This window comes from Rhodococcus sp. PML026, assembly GCF_000963615.1.
Lineage (GTDB): Bacteria > Actinomycetota > Actinomycetes > Mycobacteriales > Mycobacteriaceae > Rhodococcoides > Rhodococcoides fascians.
Map to the genome: position 1 here is coordinate 841818 of NZ_KQ031375.1, position 16818 is coordinate 858635.

A 16818-nucleotide genomic window follows, 5' to 3' on the forward strand; every position below is an offset into this window, starting at 1 on the left:
ACACACAGCGTGCGGTAGTGAGCCGTGTGCATTTCCGTCACCTACCGTACCGTAACTTACGGTCGCGTAGGTTACGGGCGCGAATCTGTGTGACGATTCACAATCAGGCGGTGACGTCCGATCGCCGGAGCGCCTTCGCCTGTCGTTTGGCTTCTTTCTTCGCGTTGCGCAGAGCTCCTCGCGCCTCCTGCATCGCCGAGCGCAGTCCACGGCGCTGGCCGGTGAGCGGGTCGATCCGAAGTGCGTGCACGGTCGGAGAATCGCCGACGCGCCAACGCCGCTCCGACGATGTCTCGGGCGCGTTGTCCGAGGTTGCGCGCAACCACTTGTCGGGCAGCGACAGCTTGTGGATGGTCCGCAGTGCCAACAGGTACTGCTTACCGAGCGACCCTGTCGTGTACGGCAGGTCGTACTTGTCGCACAGCGCGTGCACCTTCTCGGCGATCTCCGAGTACCGATTGCTCGGCAGATCCGGGAACATGTGGTGCTCGATCTGGTAGCAGAGGTTTCCGCTCATGAACGCCATGACGGGGCCGGCCTCGAAGTTGGCACTACCGAGCATCTGCCGCAGGTACCACTCGGGACGGGTCTCGTTCTCGAACTGACCGATCGTGAACTTCTCGGCACCGTCGGGAAAGTGACCGCAGAAGATCACGGCGTAGGCCCAGAGGTTTCGAACCAGGTTGGCCGTGGCGTTGGCGGTCAACGTGGACTTCCACGCCGGGCCGGACAGGGCCGGGAACAGGACGAAGTCCTTGCCGACCTGCTTGGCGATCTTGCGCGCGAAAGCGCGGGCCGCCGGTGACTTGAAGAGGCCTTTTTCGTGTTCCCCGTCGAGCTGCTTCTGAGCGTCGTAGTCGTGCAGTGCGATGCCCCACTCGAACGTCGTGGCCAGCACGATGTTGGCGAGCGGCTGAACGAGGTTGATCGGCTTCCACGGCTCGTCGCGGGTCATCCGCAGGATGCCGAAACCGATGTCGTCGTCCATTCCGACGATGTTGGTGTACGTGTGGTGCGAGTAGTTGTGCGCCCGCTTCCACTGCTCCGACGGTCCGGTCTGGTCCCACTCCCACGAGGTGGAGTGAATTTCCGGATCGTTCATCCAGTCCCACTGGCCGTGCATCACGTTGTGGCCGAGTTCCATGTTCTCGATGATCTTGGCGACGCTGAGCATCGCGGTCCCCACGAGCCATGCCGGCCGGTACTTGCTACCGAGCAGCACGGCGCGTCCACCGAGCTCGAGCATGCGCTGAGCTCGGATGGTCCGGCGGATGTATGCGGCATCGCGTTCACCGCGACTGTCCTCGACGTCGCGGCGAATGGCGTCCAGTTCGCGCCCGAACGCTTCCATGTCTTCTTCGGTCAGGTGAGCAAACTCTTTGATGTCGGTGATGGCCACCGGGTCCTCCAACAGTTGTGTGCGGCGCCCGAAATACCGGGGTTCAGCGTGGGCAACCTACGTGAGCGTAACCCAGCAGCCTGAGAAGGCAGTGTGCGAAAAACAGACCTACAGTTCCAATGTGCAGTCGCCCGCGGCCGCGGAAATGCACGTCTGGACGCGGTCACCCTCGCTGTGTTCCTTACCGGAACGCAGGTCGATCACATGCCCTGCGGTCAACGGCACCACACACGTCTGGCAGATACCCATACGGCAGCCGAACGGCATCCGAACACCCACATTTTCGCCCGCTTCGAGCAGCGTGGTCGCCCCGTCCGCCGCCGCTTTCTTGTCGGACTTGGAGAACGTGACGGTTCCGCCGGAACCGGACGTATCGGCGCGCGAGATCTCGAACCGCTCGAGGTGCAGCTTGTGCTCGATGCCCTCGCGCTTCCACGTCTTCTCGATTTCCTCGAGCAGTGCCGCGGGACCGCAGGCCCAGGTGTCGCGGGTACGCCAGTCGGGGTAGAGCTCGTCGAGCGAGGACAGAGCGAACTTGCCGTCGGAACGCGTCAGCTGCACGTGAGAGGTGAACTCGGGATGCGACTTCTCGAGGGCTGCAAGTTCGGCCGCGAACATCACCTCGTCCTCGGTGGGGGCCGAGTGGATATGCACGGTATCGGGCATGTCGCCGTGGCGATCGAGTGCTCTGAGCATCGAGATGACCGGGGTGATGCCGCTACCTGCGGTGACGAAGAGAATCTTGGCGGGCGGCGGAACGGGCAGTGCGAAATTGCCCTTCGGTGCCGCCAGTCGCACGATGGTCCCCTGCGGCACGCCGCCCACCAGATGTGACGACAGGAACCCTTCGGGCATCGCCTTGACGGTGATGGAGATCAGCTTGTCTTCCCAGTTCGGCGGCGAGGTCAGTGAATACGAGCGCCAGTGCCACCGACCGCCGAGATGCAGTCCGATTCCGATGTACTGACCCGGCTGATAATCGAAATTGAAGCCCCACCCGGGCTGGATCACCAGTGTCACCGCGGTAGCGGTTTCCTTCTCCACGCGTACGACGCGGCCGCGCAGTTCACGGGCCGACCACAACGGGTTGGCGAGGTGCAAGTAGTCGTCTGGCAGCAAGGGAGTGGTGATGCGGGTGAAAGCACCACGCAGCATGTTCAGCCTCGGCCGCTTGGGTGCCGAGACACCGGCCACCGGGGCCTCCAACCACTTCTTCAGATCCATCGGGTGTTCCCCATCCCCTCGATCGTCGTACCGAACCGCGTGCGGGCATCGAGGTTACGCTACCGTAGGTTGAGTCCCCTGGTCACCTCTGCAGGCAGCCCAACCGTGGATATCGCCAGGTCGTGGCCGAGAGCAGGATCACAGCAGATCGAGCAGAAACGGTAGTTCCTGGGGGGCGTACCACGCCAGCGTGTGGTCTTCGGCATCACCGAGAACGAATTCTGCATCGGCGTCGCCCATGTCCGCTGCGTCCACGGCGGAGACAGCCTTGGCAACTGCTTCCTCGGCCCCTTCCAGATCGACGTGCACCGACGCGACCTGATCCATTCGCAGCGGTTCCTTCAGCCGAACCACAGCGTCGTCGAGATCGGGACGCAGGGTGGGATCGTCGACGTCTGCGGCAATCACCGCCCGTCGGTAGACCACGCCGTCGGCCACCGTCCCCGTGTCCGCCTCGTCGTCGACGGCCGCGGCGATCAGGCGCAGCGAGGCACGCGCGGCCTCCCCCATCGCGACCTCGGACAACTCCTCGTCGTCGCCCGACGAGTACGCCTCACGCAAGGTGGGCGTCACCGCGAATGCGGTGCGCGAGACCGGACTGAACTCGCCCTCGGCTGCGAGCACTTTCAAGAATTCCAGTGTCGCCGGAACGTAGACACGCATTGCAGAAGACCTCACACTCTCGATTCGTTGCTGGCGTCGACCAACTCTTCCAGCGCCTCGTGCAGTAGCGCTGTCACCACATCCACATCGGGCATCGCTCCGCGGTCGGCGTTGAGCCCGAAGAACACGAAACCGTCGTACGACGTCAGCCCGATACTCAACGCCTGATTCTCGAACAGCGGCGACACCGGGTACATCTCGAGCATCCGGGCACCACCGACGTACAGCGGAAACTGCGGGCCCGGCGCGTTCGTGACGATCAGGTTGAACACTCGTTGCGAGAGTCGGCTACCCGCCCGCGCACCCATGGCATGCAGGCTCGCCGGAGCGAACCCACTGATCCGCATCAGCGTTTGAGCCGTCACACCGCGGCTCTGATGAGAATGGGCCTCGGTCGCGTGCGCGATGTGAGACAGCCGAACGACGGCGTTCGACTCCCCCACCGGGAGGTCGACGAGGAACGAGGACACCTCGCTGCGATCGTCCTCGGCCGGCCCACCGGACATGTCACTGCCCTCACCGAAGCCGACGCGATCGGACGAGACGTACACCGACATCGGCACCATGGCCCGCACCGTGGACGATGCCGTGACGGGTTCGCCGCGCGAGAGCAACCAATTTCGCAGCGCGCCGGTGACGACTGCGAGCACGACGTCGTTGATCGAGCAGTCGAATCTGTCGTGGATCCTGCGGTAATCGGCCAGCTCGGTCTTGGCCACGGCGAACCGACGATTTCGTGAGATCGGCGCGTTCAGTGGGCTGGACGGGGCGCTCTGTGTCGCGGTACGCAGCACGGCCGCGACCTTGCCCGCGGCGCGCAATGCGTCGCCCGCGAGACCGGCAACCCCGTTGACCGCGCCGCGCAACGTCTCGATGCTCTCGCCCGGACGCACCACCAGTTCGGTGAGCGCGTCGAGCACCAACACCGAGTCCTTGGGCTCACGGGCAGGCATCCACAGCTCCTCGGCCATCGGCGCGGGGTTCTTGCTCGCGTCCAGAATGACCTGACCGATGTCGAGCGCATTTTCGCCGTCGACGAGGGCCGAATGAGACTTGGTGAAGATGGCGAAACGATTCTTCGCGAGGCCCTCGACCAGGTACATCTCCCACAACGGTCGGGTGCGATCGAGCGGCCGTGAGGTCAGTCGCGCGATCAGGTCGTGCAACTGATCGTCCGTCCCCGGCTTGGGTAGTGCCGAACGACGGATGTGATAGGTGATGTCGAAATCCGCGTCGTCCACCCAGACCGGCCGCGCCAAACCGAACGCGACTTCGCGGACCTTCTGCCGGTAGCGCGGAACCAGCATCAGTCGCTGTTCGACCAACGACAGCAGTCGGTCGTAACTGAAACCGCTCCGCGGGGTCCGAAAGACGGCGAGCGAGCCGAGGTGCATGGGACTGCTGCCGGCCTCGAGAAAGTAGAACGACGCATCCTGCGCCGTCAGTCTGGTCGCCATCGCGTGTCTCGGTCCCCGTCCTCGCACGTGGTGCGCCCCGATCGATACCGCCTGTTGCACGGTGTGCTCGAACTCAGAGTACGTGGGTTCGCGACGTGAGTCCCAGTGCCGGGTGGGCACCGACGTGTCGCCGATCTCGGGAACCGAAATTCGATCGCGACCGTCAATGTCGGTGTGAGCGTCATCGAATCCAACGATCCGCCGGACACCGGGGACGACAGCCCGATACCGTCGCCGGCGGACTCTCGGCTGCGCGCCGAGCACCATTGCTTTCTGTCGCGGCCGACCCAGTTCGAGCCGCCACTCTCGGCAGGCGCGGTGCACACCTGGGGACGGGGTGAGAGCCCGCAAAGGCCACCGGAACGCCATCCGGCATCGGTACGCAGCACTCGCCCCCGCCGCCGGGCCGAGGCACCCCATCGACCGATCGTGCAAGTGGTGCCCGCCGATGCGCGGGCGAGCGCCGAACGCGCCATGCGGTTGCTCATAGAGGTGATCGACCGCAGGCGCAGTGCCGAGCAACTGTCCTCGTTGTTCACTGCGCCCGTGATCGACCTGATTCGCACCATCGTCCGCACGCCCCCACCGGGACGGCGACTCGGATTCGCCGCGGTGCGTCGCGTGCACGTCGCCTATAGATCGGACACGTCGGCCGAGATATTCGGCTCGTACACCCGCGGCCCACGCACCTTCGCCTTCGCGGGCCGAATCGAGCAGGCGGTCGACCCACGGCGGCCAGGATGGACGGTCACCTCGTTGCGAGTGGGTTGAGGACACGGGTCGCCCGGCTAGGTCGCGCCGGATCGACCCGGCCGACTACTTCTTGCGCTTGGAGCGCGCCGACTTCTTCGGTGCTTTGCTCTGCGCTCGCGCTGCTTCGCGACGCTCGCGTCGGGTTCCCTCGGCCGCCGACTCCGCGCTCGCTGCAGCATCCGACCGCTGCACAGCCGTACCGCCCCCCTCGGCCGGGCCGGAGAACGTCAATCTCTGTTCGTCCCGCTCGTCGAGTCCTTTGGCACGCAGAGCTGTGGGAGCTGCCTGAGCTGGAGCGGCAGGGGCCGGGGCCGCCTTGGCCGCAGGCCGATCGCCCGTGGTTGCAGGTGCCGACGTTGCCGCAGCTGCCGGGCGACCGGATCCGACGGGTGAGGCCAACCCGGGGGCAACCGCGAGACCGGCGGACGCGGCCGGACCTGCCGGGGCAGGGGTCGCCTCGACCTGGAGGTTGAACAGAAAGCCCACCGACTCCTCTTTGAGGCCGTCGAGCATGCCCTGGAACATGTCGTAGCCCTCCCGCTGGTACTCGACCAGTGGATCTCGCTGGGCCATCGCACGCAGTCCGATGCCCTCCTTGAGGTAGTCCATCTCGTAGAGATGCTCGCGCCACTTGCGATCGAGGACGGACAGCAGAACCCGACGTTCGAGCTCCCGCATTCCGTTCTCGCCTGCGATGCCGTCGATCTCGGCCTCGCGAGCGGCGTAGGCCGAGCGGGCGTCCTCGAGCAGCGCCTCGCGCAGCTCGTCGCGGCTCAGGTCACCCTTCTCGCCGTCCTCGTTCTCGCCCGAGAGAACCTTGTGGTCGATACCGACCGGATACAGAGTCTTCAGAGCCGTCCACAACTGCTCCAGATCCCAGTCCTCGACGTAGCCCTCGCTCGTCGCACCATCGACGTAGGCGGTGATCACGTCGGTGATCATGCCCTCGACCTGGCCCTCCATGTCGGCACCTTCGAGGATGCGCCTGCGCTCCTCGTAGATTACGGTGCGCTGCTGGTTCATCACCTCGTCGTACTTGAGGACGTTCTTGCGGATCTCGAAGTTCTGCTGCTCGACCTGGGTCTGTGCGCTCTTGATGGCCTTGGACACCATCTTGGCCTCGATCGGGACGTCGTCGGGCAAGTTGAGCCGAGTCATGATCGATTCGAGTGCGCCGCCGTTGAATCGACGCATCAACTCGTCGCCGAGCGAAAGGTAGAACCGCGATTCGCCCGGATCACCCTGACGACCGGAGCGCCCTCTGAGCTGGTTGTCGATACGACGTGAGTCGTGGCGCTCGGTTCCGAGAACGTACAGGCCACCGGCCTCGCGCACGGTGTCCGCGTCGGCCTTGACCTGTGCCTTGACCTCTTCCAGAGCAGGCTCCCAGGCGGCCTCGTACTCCTCGGGAGTCTCCACCGGGTCCAAGCCCTGCTTACGCAGCTTCAGGTCGGCGAGGATGTCCGGGTTGCCGCCGAGCACGACGTCGGTGCCACGGCCGGCCATGTTGGTCGCCACCGTCACCGCGCCCTGTCGCCCGGCCTCGGCGATGATCGTCGCTTCCTGCTCGTGGAACTTCGCATTGAGCACGTTGTGCGCGACGCCGCGCTTGGTGAACTGCTTCGACAGATACTCCGACCGTTCCACGCTCGTGGTGCCGATGAGAACCGGCTGGCCCTTCTCGTGCCGCTCGACGACATCGTCGACCACCGCGTCGAACTTGGCTTCTTCCGTCTTGTAGATCAGGTCGCCGTTGTCGACGCGGACCATCGGGCGGTTCGTCGGGATCGGAATGACGCCCAATCCGTAGATCTGATGCAGCTCCGCGGCCTCGGTCTCGGCCGTACCGGTCATGCCGGAGAGCTTGTCGTACAGGCGGAAGTAGTTCTGCAGAGTGATCGTGGCGAGGGTCTGGTTCTCGGCCTTGATCTCCACCTTCTCCTTGGCCTCGATCGCCTGGTGCATGCCCTCGTTGTAGCGGCGTCCCACCAGGATGCGACCGGTGAACTCGTCGACGATGATGACCTCGCCGTCGCGGACGATGTAGTCCTTGTCCTTGGTGTAGAGCTCTTTGGCCTTGATAGCGTTGTTCAGGTAGTTCACCAGAGGCGAGTTGGCCGCCTCGTACAGGTTGTCGATACCGAGCTGATCCTCGACCAGCTCGACGCCGGCCTCGTGCACACCGATGGTGCGCTTGCGGATATCGACCTCGTAGTGGGTGTCGACCTTCAGCATGGGGGCGATCCGGGCGAACTCGCCGTACCACTTGCTCGACGCGTCGGCGGGGCCCGAGATGATCAGTGGGGTTCGCGCCTCGTCGATGAGGATCGAGTCGACCTCGTCGACCACGGCGAAGTTGTGTCCGCGCTGCACCAGATCGTCGAGCGAGTGCGTCATGTTGTCGCGTAGGTAGTCGAACCCGAACTCGTTGTTGGTGCCGTAGGTGATGTCGGCGGCATACGCTGCACGGCGCTCGACCGGCGTCATCCCGGACAGGATGACGTCCACCGACAGACCCAGGAAGCGGTGCACACGGCCCATCCACTCCGAGTCACGCTTGGCGAGGTAATCGTTGACCGTCACCACGTGCACACCGTCGCCGGAGATGGCGTTGAGATAAGCAGGCAGAACACACGTCAGGGTCTTGCCCTCGCCGGTCTTCATCTCGGCGATGTTGCCGAAGTGCAGGGCGGCTCCGCCCATCACCTGCACGTCGAAGTGCCGCTGGGACAGCACCCGCCACGATGCCTCACGGGCGACCGCGAATGCCTCGGGCAGCAACTGATCCAAGGTCTCCCCGGACGAATACCTCTCCTTGAACTCGGCGGTCTTACCCCGCAGTTCGTCGTCGGAGAGACTCTCGACGTCCGAAGACAGGGTCGAGACGTGGTCAGCGATGTTCTTGAGCCGCTTGACCATGCGACCTTCACCAACACGGAGCAGCTTGGAAAACGACAGCGACGGCACGGGTTTTCTCGTCCTCGATCCTCGGTTCACGGGTACTGACACGAACAAATCTGTTAGTCGACGCGTTACTGCTACCTGCACGAGCGCACGGGTTCGTCACCGTGACGTCCGCGCGGCAGTAACCCGAACGCGTCCATGGTAGGCGGTCTCGCTGTGGGTACGGCAGTCCCACTGTCGGTCCCGAGCGACACCACGCCACCATTCGGACAACCCCGACACAGCACTGCAGGCTCGACGTGGGGATCGTGTCTTCCGGCGTCGAGCCTGCAGTGGTCGGATATTTCACGGACGGCGAACGACCCGTTCGCCGTCACGCTCGGTCAGGTGAGCCTGATCAGGCCATAGTCAAAGGCGTGCCGTCGATACACCACGGAAGGCCGGTCGGTGGCGCTGTCGTGAAACAGGAAGAAGTCGTGGCCGACCAGTTCCATCTCGTACAGCGCATCGTCGACGCTCATCGGTGCCGCCGAGTGAACCTTCGTGCGAACGATGTGCCCGGGGCCGGTCTGATCGTCCTCGAACGAATCCAGCTTGGTCTCGGGATCGAGCGCAAGTGTGTCGTCTTCGGCAAGTTCTGCGGTGGCCTCGGCGACGGATACGGGTCTCTTCTCGCCGTAGTGGACCTTGCGCCGATCCTTGGTACGCCTGAGTCTGCTTTCGAGTTTCGAGGTCACTGCTTCGAGTGCGGCATAGAAACTGTCTGCGCACGCTTCGGCACGAACGACCGGGCCTTTGCCCTTCGCGGTGATCTCCACGCGTTGACATGCTTTGGCCTGACGGCGATTTCGTTCGTGCTGCAGTTCGACATCGAACAGGTAGATGGAGGGGTCGAAGCGCTCGAGGCGAGCCAGTTTCTCGGACACGTATATCCGAAAATGGTCCGGTATCTCGACGTTGCGGCCCTTGACCACAACGTCGGCATTGCTCTTGGCGGGTTCTTCCGAAGGCTTCTCGTCGAAGAAAACCGAGGCTTGTGAAGGGGTCGTCACGTGTACCTCCCGATATCGGCCACGCCCACTGTTGGACGTGGCAGGTGTGCATGCCGAATGGGGAACCTTCCGGCATCTCGAGTCCGGGGCATCACCTCACGTCCGTGTTTCTACGGGTCGTTCTACCGGTCCGCTCCGTCGTGATGGAGCGTGTCCGCGACGTTAGTCGGTCATCGACGCGTGTGCCACCGTTCACCCCGAATTGGTTGTCGGCGTGTCTCGTCGACTCGCGTTCACGCGCTGGCCACCACGATCGCACCGGCCAACGAGATCCCGAAATCGGTAAGCACTCTTGCACATTCGGCCAGGGTCGCCCCGGTGGTCACCACGTCGTCGACGAGAAGAACGGTCAGTTCGTCGGTTCGCGGCCGCGGCCGGCCGATACCCTGGCGCGACTGTCCGATCAGTTCGATCCGGCCCGCCACGTTGTGTTGACGCTGACCTGCCGAGAGCCCGACCGAATCCCGCACTCCCCCGGCCATCTTCAGCAGCTGGGGAACCGATACTCGCTCCGGTGCCAACTCGGTCGCTGCGTTCCTCGCACACCGCAGCACCGGATCACCCCCTCGGACTCGCGCTGCGCGCGCCCGGGACGGAGCGCACACCAGAACGAGGTGACTCAGCTCGGGTGGATCGATCTCGCCCGCAGCACGCAGTTGGTGCACCGCACCGGCCAGCGCCCGCCCGAACGGCACGGACACGGCCCGTCGGCCCCGTTCCTTCAGTGCGATCACCCCGTTGCGCCGAGGACCGGTGTACGTGCCCAGCGCCCAGCAGGGCACCCCCGGATCGACCCGCGGACGCACCCGGACAGGCGGCACCGACAGCGCCTGTTCACAACGGCGACACCACTGCTCCCCCGGCACCCCACACCCGGCACATTCGAGGGGCAGGACGAGGTCGAGAAGCGTTCTCATGATCGTGAAGTGTGCCGGTAGCCACCGACACCCGCCGGACGTCAGCCGGGCAGGATCGGGACGGCCTTCACCCCGGCCAGGCCGGTGACCTCGCGCCAGTACCTGTCGCCGACCGGATCGGCGTTGTTGAGTGCGAACACGGCGCGAGCGTCGGCAACGTACTCGGTCTCCGGCGACGCATCGACCGCCAGAACAGGATTGGTGAGATTGCGCGACGGCAGGGCGTCCATCCTCGAGCCGTCGACCGTCACCTGGACCACCGGTGTATCGGTGGCAACCCGTGCGATCACGATGGCCTCGCCGGTGCTCCAGTCCAGGCTGGTGGCGTCACTGCCGAGTCCGATCGCAACCGCGCGCGGGGCCGTCAGCGAATAGACGCCCGACGGATCGCGTACCACGGTGGCCACGTACACCACGCCGTCGACGATGAGTGCGGCCCGAACGCCGTCGCGGGCCAGCCGGAGTTCGGTGATGCGAGTTCCCAGGGTGGTGACCGCGCGGGCATCGACCGGTATGACCGATACCTGACCGGTCGAGGGGTCACGGGCAGCGCGAATGACGTTGGTGCCGTCGATGACCGCCCAGGCGGCGTTGTCATCGGCTCCCCATGTCGGACGCGTGATCGACTGCCCCTCGGCCACCGGGAACGCGCCACCGTCGTAGCTACCGACCATCAATGTGCTCGACGGTGCCGGAGCGGGTCTACCGGTGTCCGCGACGCCGGCCACGAGTGTTCCGTCGTTCGACAAGGCCACCGAGCGCAGATTCCGTGCCTGCCCGAAGTACCCGGGGGCGGGTGTGGTCGCGGATTCCTCGACGTGGAGCAGTCGACCGGAGGCCAGTGCGTGCAGGCCGACCGATTCGTTGGTGGAGCTCTGTGGATCGAAGGAGTCGACCCCAGCCGTCGTCCACCCGTCCGGCTTGGTCGTGTCGATGGGTTGTCCGTCGGCGAGCAGCACGTAGGGCCCGGCCACCTCTGCCGAGGCCAGAGTCCAGATCACCTGTGCGGCAAGCAATTCTCGGTCGCGGTCGCCCTTGTTCTGCAAACCACCGAAGTCGATTCTGATGCCGCCGAGACCGACTCCGACCTGTGTGGTCTGTCCGTCGGCCTTGGTGATGGGCCCCCGGATACTGACGTCGTCGGACAATTCGTTGCTCACCGCTGCGGACAGCGCGGACTTGGGTCCATCGATCAACAGCTGCACGAGCTGGTTTGCGAGCTGATCCTGCGATCCGCTCGTCCACCGAACATCCGGCACCAACACCCCACCGAGCGGATCGACGAAGTAGATGGATCGCTGCTGATAGGTGTCCATGAACGCCGAGCGATCGATGACCACACCCGGTGGCAGCTTCGAGATGCGCCATTGGCCGTCGACGCGCGTCATGTCGATCGCGATGTCGAAGGTGTCCGATCCGGCCTGATATTCCCCGCCGGGAGCCAGGATTCCCGCTGTCGTCGACCGAATCGTGAACTGCGCAGAGTCTGCAGTTCGGGGCCCCGACAGGGTGTCGATCCGATCTGCGACGACGGTACGAGCGCCGTCGTCCCACGTGTTCGACGCGTCCTCGGTCAGGAACTGTCGGGCGGCCTGGTGGCGGTTGGCCGACACTGCGCTGGCCTCGAAGAAGTCGTCGAGCAGCCGGTCCGGCTCACGTCCGGGTTCGGGGGCCGGGGCGCTGGTCGGCGCGGCACCGTCGGTCAACGTGCCGATGGCCTGGGGGCTCGAGGACTCGGGCAGGCTGGCACAACCGGAGACGAGGGCGGCGATCAGGGCGCACACTGCAACCGAGCGAGACAGCCGACGAGACGAGCGAATCACGTCGACGACTCCGACGCGGCCCGCTGCGCACCGATAGCCGGGATCGGTTGTCCCTGAGCGTATTTCTTGGTGCTCGGCTTCAACGGCAGAGGTGAGCCGATCACCTTGTGACCACGGACCAGTGGCACCGTGAGCCGGAAACATGCGCCTTCGCCGACTGCACCCCACGCCTCGAGCTTACCGTCGTGCAGCCGGGCGTCCTCGACACTGATCGCCAACCCGAGGCCGGTACCGCCGGAGCGCCGGACGCGGGAGGGGTCCGAGCGCCAGAACCGATTGAACACCAGCTTCTCCTCGCCGGGGCGCAGACCGATTCCTTGGTCGCGCACCACGAAGGCTGCCGCGTCGGCATCCGATCTCAGGCGCAGCAGCACCGGCTTGCCTTCCCCGTGATCGAGGGCGTTGGCCAGAAGGTTGCGCAGGATACGTTCGACACGCCGCGGGTCCACCTCGGCGATGACCGCCGTCTCGGGCATGTCGACGATCACCTCGGTGCCGGTTTCACGGGCGAGGTGACGCACCGTGGAAACCGCCGCGCGTGCACACATCCGCAGGTCGAGTTGCTCGGCGGCCAATTCGGCGACACCGGCGTCGTGGCGACTGATCTCGAGCAGATCACCGAGCAACGTCTCGAAGCGGTCCAGCTCGTTGACCAACAGCTCGGAGGAACGCTTGAGGGCAGGTTCGAGATCGTCACTGGCGTCGTGAATGAGATCCGCGGCCATCCGCACGGTGGTGAGCGGCGTCCGTAGTTCGTGGCTGACGTCGGAGGTGAACCGGCGCTGCAGGTTTCCGAATTCCTCGAGCTGGGTGATCTGTTTGGACAGACTTTCGGCCATCTCGTTGAACGACATCGCCAGCCTCGCCATGTCGTCCTCACCGCGAACCGGCATTCGCTCCTTGAGCCTGCCGTCGGCGAAGCGTACTGCGATGCGGGACGCGGATCGAATGGGTAGCACCACCTGCCGCGCGACGAGCATCGCGATCGCCGCGAGTAGTACCAGCAGCACCACGGCCCCGATGAACAGCGTGCCGCGGACCAGGGAGAGCGTCCGGTCTTCGCTGGCGAGCGGGAAGATGAGATACAGCTGCAGCGCCGATATGTCGGAACCGGTGGGCGACCCCATGATGAGCGCCGACCCGGAATATCCGCCGTCACTGTCGGTCACGGTGGCGTACTGCGAGCTGATCAGGCCCTTCTTGACGAAGTCGCGCAAGCTGGCCGGTATCTGGTCGACCGGACCGACCGACGCTTCCGCGCGGGTCGCGTCGCCCTCGACGATCAGAACAGGATCGAAGGACCCTGCCGACCCGGTGGTCGACGCGGCGTCGAGGTCCTGGTTCGTCAACGCAGCTCTCGCCCGTTCGAGACGAGTGGACAGGCCGCTAGAATCATCGGCACCGGCGAGGTTGCCCTCCACCGTGGTGCGCGAGCGGTCGAGTTCCTCGGTGGCTGCGGACAGCTTCGCTTCGAGCAACCGATCGGTGATCTGGCTGGTCAGAACGACGCCGAGAATCAGGATCACCACGAGCGACAACGTCAGGGTCGAGACGACCACGCGCAGTTGCAGTGACCTTCGCCAGGCATGACCCAGCGATGTGCTCAGCGACCTGAACCAACGCAGGAGCGGGGAGAACTTGCCGTTGATTCGTCGCCGAGAGTGGGAAAAACCGATCACGGCGGTCCGGCCTTGTACCCGACCCCCCTCACGGTCAACACCACCTCCGGGTTCTCCGGATCCTTCTCGACCTTGGCGCGTAGACGCTGAACGTGGACGTTGACCAGGCGGGTGTCGGCGGCGTGCCGGTAGCCCCACACCTGTTCGAGCAGAACCTCACGGGTGAACACCTGACGCGGCTTGCGAGCCAAGGCGACCAGCAGATCGAATTCGAGCGGAGTGAGCGAGACCAGCTCGTCGCCGCGGCTGACCTTGTGGGCGGGGACGTCGATGACGATGTCGGCGATCGACAACAGCTCGGCCGGCTCGTCCTCGGTTCGACGCAGTCGTGCCCGGACGCGTGCCACCAGCTCCTTCGGCTTGAAGGGCTTCATGATGTAGTCGTCGGCCCCGGATTCGAGACCGAGCACCACATCGACGGTGTCGGTCTTGGCCGTCAGCATGACGATCGGGACGCCCGAGTCGGCTCGCAGCACGCGACAGACGTCGATGCCGTTCATTCCGGGAAGCATCAGGTCGAGCAACACCAGATCGGGTCGATTCTCGCGGACGGCCGCCAGCGCTTGGGTGCCGTCTCCGACGACGAACGGCTCGAATCCCTCACCGCGCAACACGATGGTGAGCATCTCCGCCAGAGCCGAATCGTCGTCCACAACCAGAATCCGAGGCTTCATGGCTCTATCGTGTCACTTTCGGCTCGGCGGATGGCTGATTGAACATGTCGGCGGCGAGTCGATCGGGGTCGACGTCGGCGCGCACGACTCGCCAGGGCGACGCCCAGTTCGTTTCTGCGAGACGGCCGTAGACGGCCGAGGTCCGGGTCTGCAGCGAGCCGTCGCGTTCGTAGGCATCCCGGGTGCGCGCGGCGTCCGCACTCTCACGCGCGGCGGCGCGCTCCGCAGCGAGAGCCACCGGTACGTCCAGCAGCACCTGCACGTCCGGAACGGGCGCACCGAACCGCTCGAATTCGAGTGACCGGATCCACTCGACGGCCGCTCCGTCGAGGGACTGCTCCAACCGCGCCGCGGTGTAGGCGGCGTTGGACGCCACGTACCGGTCCAGCAACACGATATCGTTGCGGGACAACAAGTTTCGGATCTCGTCGGCCGCATCCTTGCGGTCGAGTGCGAACAGCAGCGCCATGGCGTGCACGCTGCCCGCGGTGTCTCCGTGTTCCCCCTGCAGCGCCTCGGCCGCCAGATCGGCATGAACCGACCTGCCGTACCGGGGAAACCCGACCCTGACGACGGCCAGGCCGTCGCGTTCCCACGCCGAGACGAGCCGACGGGCGAGCGTGTTCTTGCCCGCTCCGTCGACTCCCTCGATGACGAAGAGCTTTCCCAACGACCGAACTCTCTCGGTCAGTAGCGGTAGTGCTCGGGCTTGTACGGGCCCTCGACGTCGACGCCGATGTACTCGGCCTGCTCCTTGGTGAGCTTGGTGATCGAGCCGCCCAGCGCTTCGACGTGGATGCGAGCAACCTTCTCGTCGAGGTGCTTGGGCAACCGGTAGACCTCGTTGTCGTACTCACTCGGCTTGGTCCACAGTTCGATCTGCGCGATGACCTGGTTGGAGAAGCTGTTGCTCATGACGAACGACGGGTGACCGGTGGCGTTGCCGAGGTTCAGCAGACGGCCCTCGGACAGCACGATGATCGAGTGCCCGTCCTTGAACTGGAACTCGTCGACCTGCGGCTTGATGTTGATCCGCGTGACGTCGGCAGCCTTCTCGAGGCCGGCCATGTCGATCTCGTTGTCGAAGTGGCCGATGTTGCCCAGGATCGCCTGGTGCTTCATCTTGCGCATGTGCTCGAACGTGATGATCTTCAGGTTGCCCGTCGAGGTGATCACGATGTCGGCCTGCTCGATGAACTCGTCGACCGTGCGCACGTCGAAGCCGTCCATCAGTGCCTGCAGGGCGTTGATGGGATCTGCTTCGGTGACCGTCACGCGAGCGCCCTGGCCCTTGAGTGCCTCGGCGCAGCCCTTGCCCACATCTCCGTAGCCACAGACCAGCACGGCCTTGCCGCCGATGAGAACGTCGGTGCCACGGTTGATGCCGTCGATCAGCGAATGGCGAGTGCCGTACTTGTTGTCGAACTTGCTCTTGGTGACCGAGTCGTTGACGTTGATGGCCGGGAACGACAGCTCGCCGGCAGCAGCGAACTGGTACAACCGCAGCACACCGGTCGTGGTCTCCTCGGTGACACCCTGCACGGATGCGGCAATCTCGGTCCACTTGGTCGTCGACGCCTCGAGGGAGCGACGCAGCAGGCCGAGGAACACCTTGTACTCGTCGGAATCCTGGTCGTCGTCGGTCGGCGGAACGACGCCTGCCTTCTCGAACTGAGCGCCGCGCAGCACCAGCATCGTGGCGTCACCGCCGTCGTCGAGGATCATGTTGGCAGGCTGCTCGGGCCAGGTGAGCATCTGCTCGGCGGCCCACCAGTACTCCTCGAGGGTCTCACCCTTCCAGGCGAACACCGGAACGCCCTTGGGCTCTTCGACGGTGCCGTACGGGCCTACGACGACGGCCGCGGCAGCGTGATCCTGGGTGGAGAAGATGTTGCACGAGGCCCAACGCACCTCGGCACCGAGTGCCACCAGCGTCTCGATCAACACGGCGGTCTGCACAGTCATGTGCAGCGATCCGGATACTCGTGCGCCCTTGAGCGGCTGAACGTCGGCGTACTCGCGACGAAGCGCGATCAGGCCGGGCATCTCGTGCTCTGCCAGCCGTATTTCCTTGCGGCCGAATTCTGCGAGTGACAGGTCTGCGACCTTGAAGTCGATTCCACCGCGGTGTTCCACGGTGAGTGCCGATCCTGACGTAACTGAGGTCGTCATCTTGCCTCTCCTGTTGACTTGAATGTCTTCGTCCAGGCTATCGGGTCGCGGCGCGCGGCGACCGTCTGCCCGGCGAATCGGTCCGATGCCCTTCGGACGGC

13 protein-coding genes are annotated in these 16818 nt (G+C 64.9%); 1 reads left to right on the forward strand and 12 read right to left on the reverse strand.

Going from position 1 to position 16818, the window contains the following annotated elements:
* Positions 1 to 103: 103 nt before the first annotated feature.
* From VF34_RS19425 to VF34_RS19440, 4 genes are all read right to left on the reverse strand, one after another.
* Positions 104 to 1399 (reverse strand): fatty acid desaturase family protein, encoded by a 1296-nt coding sequence (locus VF34_RS19425; protein ID WP_027496516.1) that lies wholly within the window; start codon positions 1397 to 1399, stop codon positions 104 to 106.
* 108 nt (positions 1400 to 1507) lie between these two features.
* Positions 1508 to 2623: a ferredoxin reductase gene (locus VF34_RS19430; RefSeq protein WP_027496515.1), complete on the reverse strand. Its 1116-nt coding sequence runs from the start codon at positions 2621 to 2623 to the stop codon at positions 1508 to 1510.
* A gap of 138 nt (positions 2624 to 2761) precedes the next feature.
* Complete coding sequence (locus tag VF34_RS19435; protein WP_032366300.1) at positions 2762 to 3286, reverse strand: DUF6912 family protein; 525 nt, start codon at positions 3284 to 3286, stop codon at positions 2762 to 2764.
* 11 nt (positions 3287 to 3297) lie between these two features.
* Positions 3298 to 4743, reverse strand: coding sequence for a WS/DGAT/MGAT family O-acyltransferase (locus VF34_RS19440; RefSeq protein WP_032401426.1), 1446 nt, complete (start codon positions 4741 to 4743; stop codon positions 3298 to 3300).
* Between the two features lie 174 nt (positions 4744 to 4917).
* On the opposite strand from VF34_RS19440, the gene VF34_RS25045 reads away from it, so the two are divergent.
* Complete coding sequence (locus VF34_RS25045; protein ID WP_141215098.1) at positions 4918 to 5514, forward strand: Rv3235 family protein; 597 nt, start codon at positions 4918 to 4920, stop codon at positions 5512 to 5514.
* Between the two features lie 45 nt (positions 5515 to 5559).
* Here the strand turns inward: VF34_RS25045 and secA are convergent, their stop codons facing one another.
* From secA to ahcY, 8 genes are all read right to left on the reverse strand, one after another.
* Positions 5560 to 8463, reverse strand: a complete 2904-nt coding sequence (secA, locus tag VF34_RS19450) for a preprotein translocase subunit SecA (RefSeq protein WP_032372695.1) — start codon at positions 8461 to 8463, stop codon at positions 5560 to 5562.
* Positions 8464 to 8783: 320 nt separating this feature from the next.
* Complete coding sequence (gene hpf, locus VF34_RS19455) at positions 8784 to 9452, reverse strand: ribosome hibernation-promoting factor, HPF/YfiA family (RefSeq protein WP_027496511.1); 669 nt, start codon at positions 9450 to 9452, stop codon at positions 8784 to 8786.
* Between the two features lie 233 nt (positions 9453 to 9685).
* Positions 9686 to 10369, reverse strand: coding sequence for a ComF family protein (locus tag VF34_RS19460; protein WP_027496510.1), 684 nt, complete (start codon positions 10367 to 10369; stop codon positions 9686 to 9688).
* 41 nt (positions 10370 to 10410) lie between these two features.
* A complete protein-coding gene (lpqB, locus tag VF34_RS19465) occupies positions 10411 to 12192 on the reverse strand; it encodes an MtrAB system accessory lipoprotein LpqB (RefSeq protein ID WP_371828215.1) in 1782 nt (593 codons plus the stop codon).
* Positions 12189 to 13871, reverse strand: coding sequence for an MtrAB system histidine kinase MtrB (mtrB, locus tag VF34_RS19470; protein WP_032366296.1), 1683 nt, complete (start codon positions 13869 to 13871; stop codon positions 12189 to 12191). Before mtrB ends, lpqB begins: the two co-directional genes overlap by 4 nt.
* Positions 13868 to 14545: an MtrAB system response regulator MtrA gene (mtrA, locus tag VF34_RS19475; protein WP_027496508.1), complete on the reverse strand. Its 678-nt coding sequence runs from the start codon at positions 14543 to 14545 to the stop codon at positions 13868 to 13870. Before mtrA ends, mtrB begins: the two co-directional genes overlap by 4 nt.
* Positions 14546 to 14549: 4 nt before the next feature.
* A complete protein-coding gene (locus tag VF34_RS19480; protein ID WP_032372696.1) occupies positions 14550 to 15215 on the reverse strand; it encodes a dTMP kinase in 666 nt (221 codons plus the stop codon).
* Between the two features lie 17 nt (positions 15216 to 15232).
* Complete coding sequence (ahcY, locus tag VF34_RS19485) at positions 15233 to 16717, reverse strand: adenosylhomocysteinase (protein ID WP_027496506.1); 1485 nt, start codon at positions 16715 to 16717, stop codon at positions 15233 to 15235.
* Between the last annotated feature and the right edge of the window lie 101 nt (positions 16718 to 16818).

Bases quoted from the DNA above. Each gene is read 5' to 3' on its own strand.
- VF34_RS19460 (WP_027496510.1), bottom strand. From the start codon at position 10,369: ATGAGAACGCTTCTCGACCTCGTCCTGCCCCTCGAATGTGCCGGGTGT.
- VF34_RS19435 (WP_032366300.1), bottom strand. From the start codon at position 3,286: ATGCGTGTCTACGTTCCGGCGACACTGGAATTCTTGAAAGTGCTCGCA.
- VF34_RS19440 (WP_032401426.1), bottom strand. From the start codon at position 4,743: ATGGCGACCAGACTGACGGCGCAGGATGCGTCGTTCTACTTTCTCGAG.
- VF34_RS19430 (WP_027496515.1), bottom strand. From the start codon at position 2,623: ATGGATCTGAAGAAGTGGTTGGAGGCCCCGGTGGCCGGTGTCTCGGCA.
- ahcY (WP_027496506.1), bottom strand. From the start codon at position 16,717: ATGACGACCTCAGTTACGTCAGGATCGGCACTCACCGTGGAACACCGC.
- mtrA (WP_027496508.1), bottom strand. From the start codon at position 14,545: ATGAAGCCTCGGATTCTGGTTGTGGACGACGATTCGGCTCTGGCGGAG.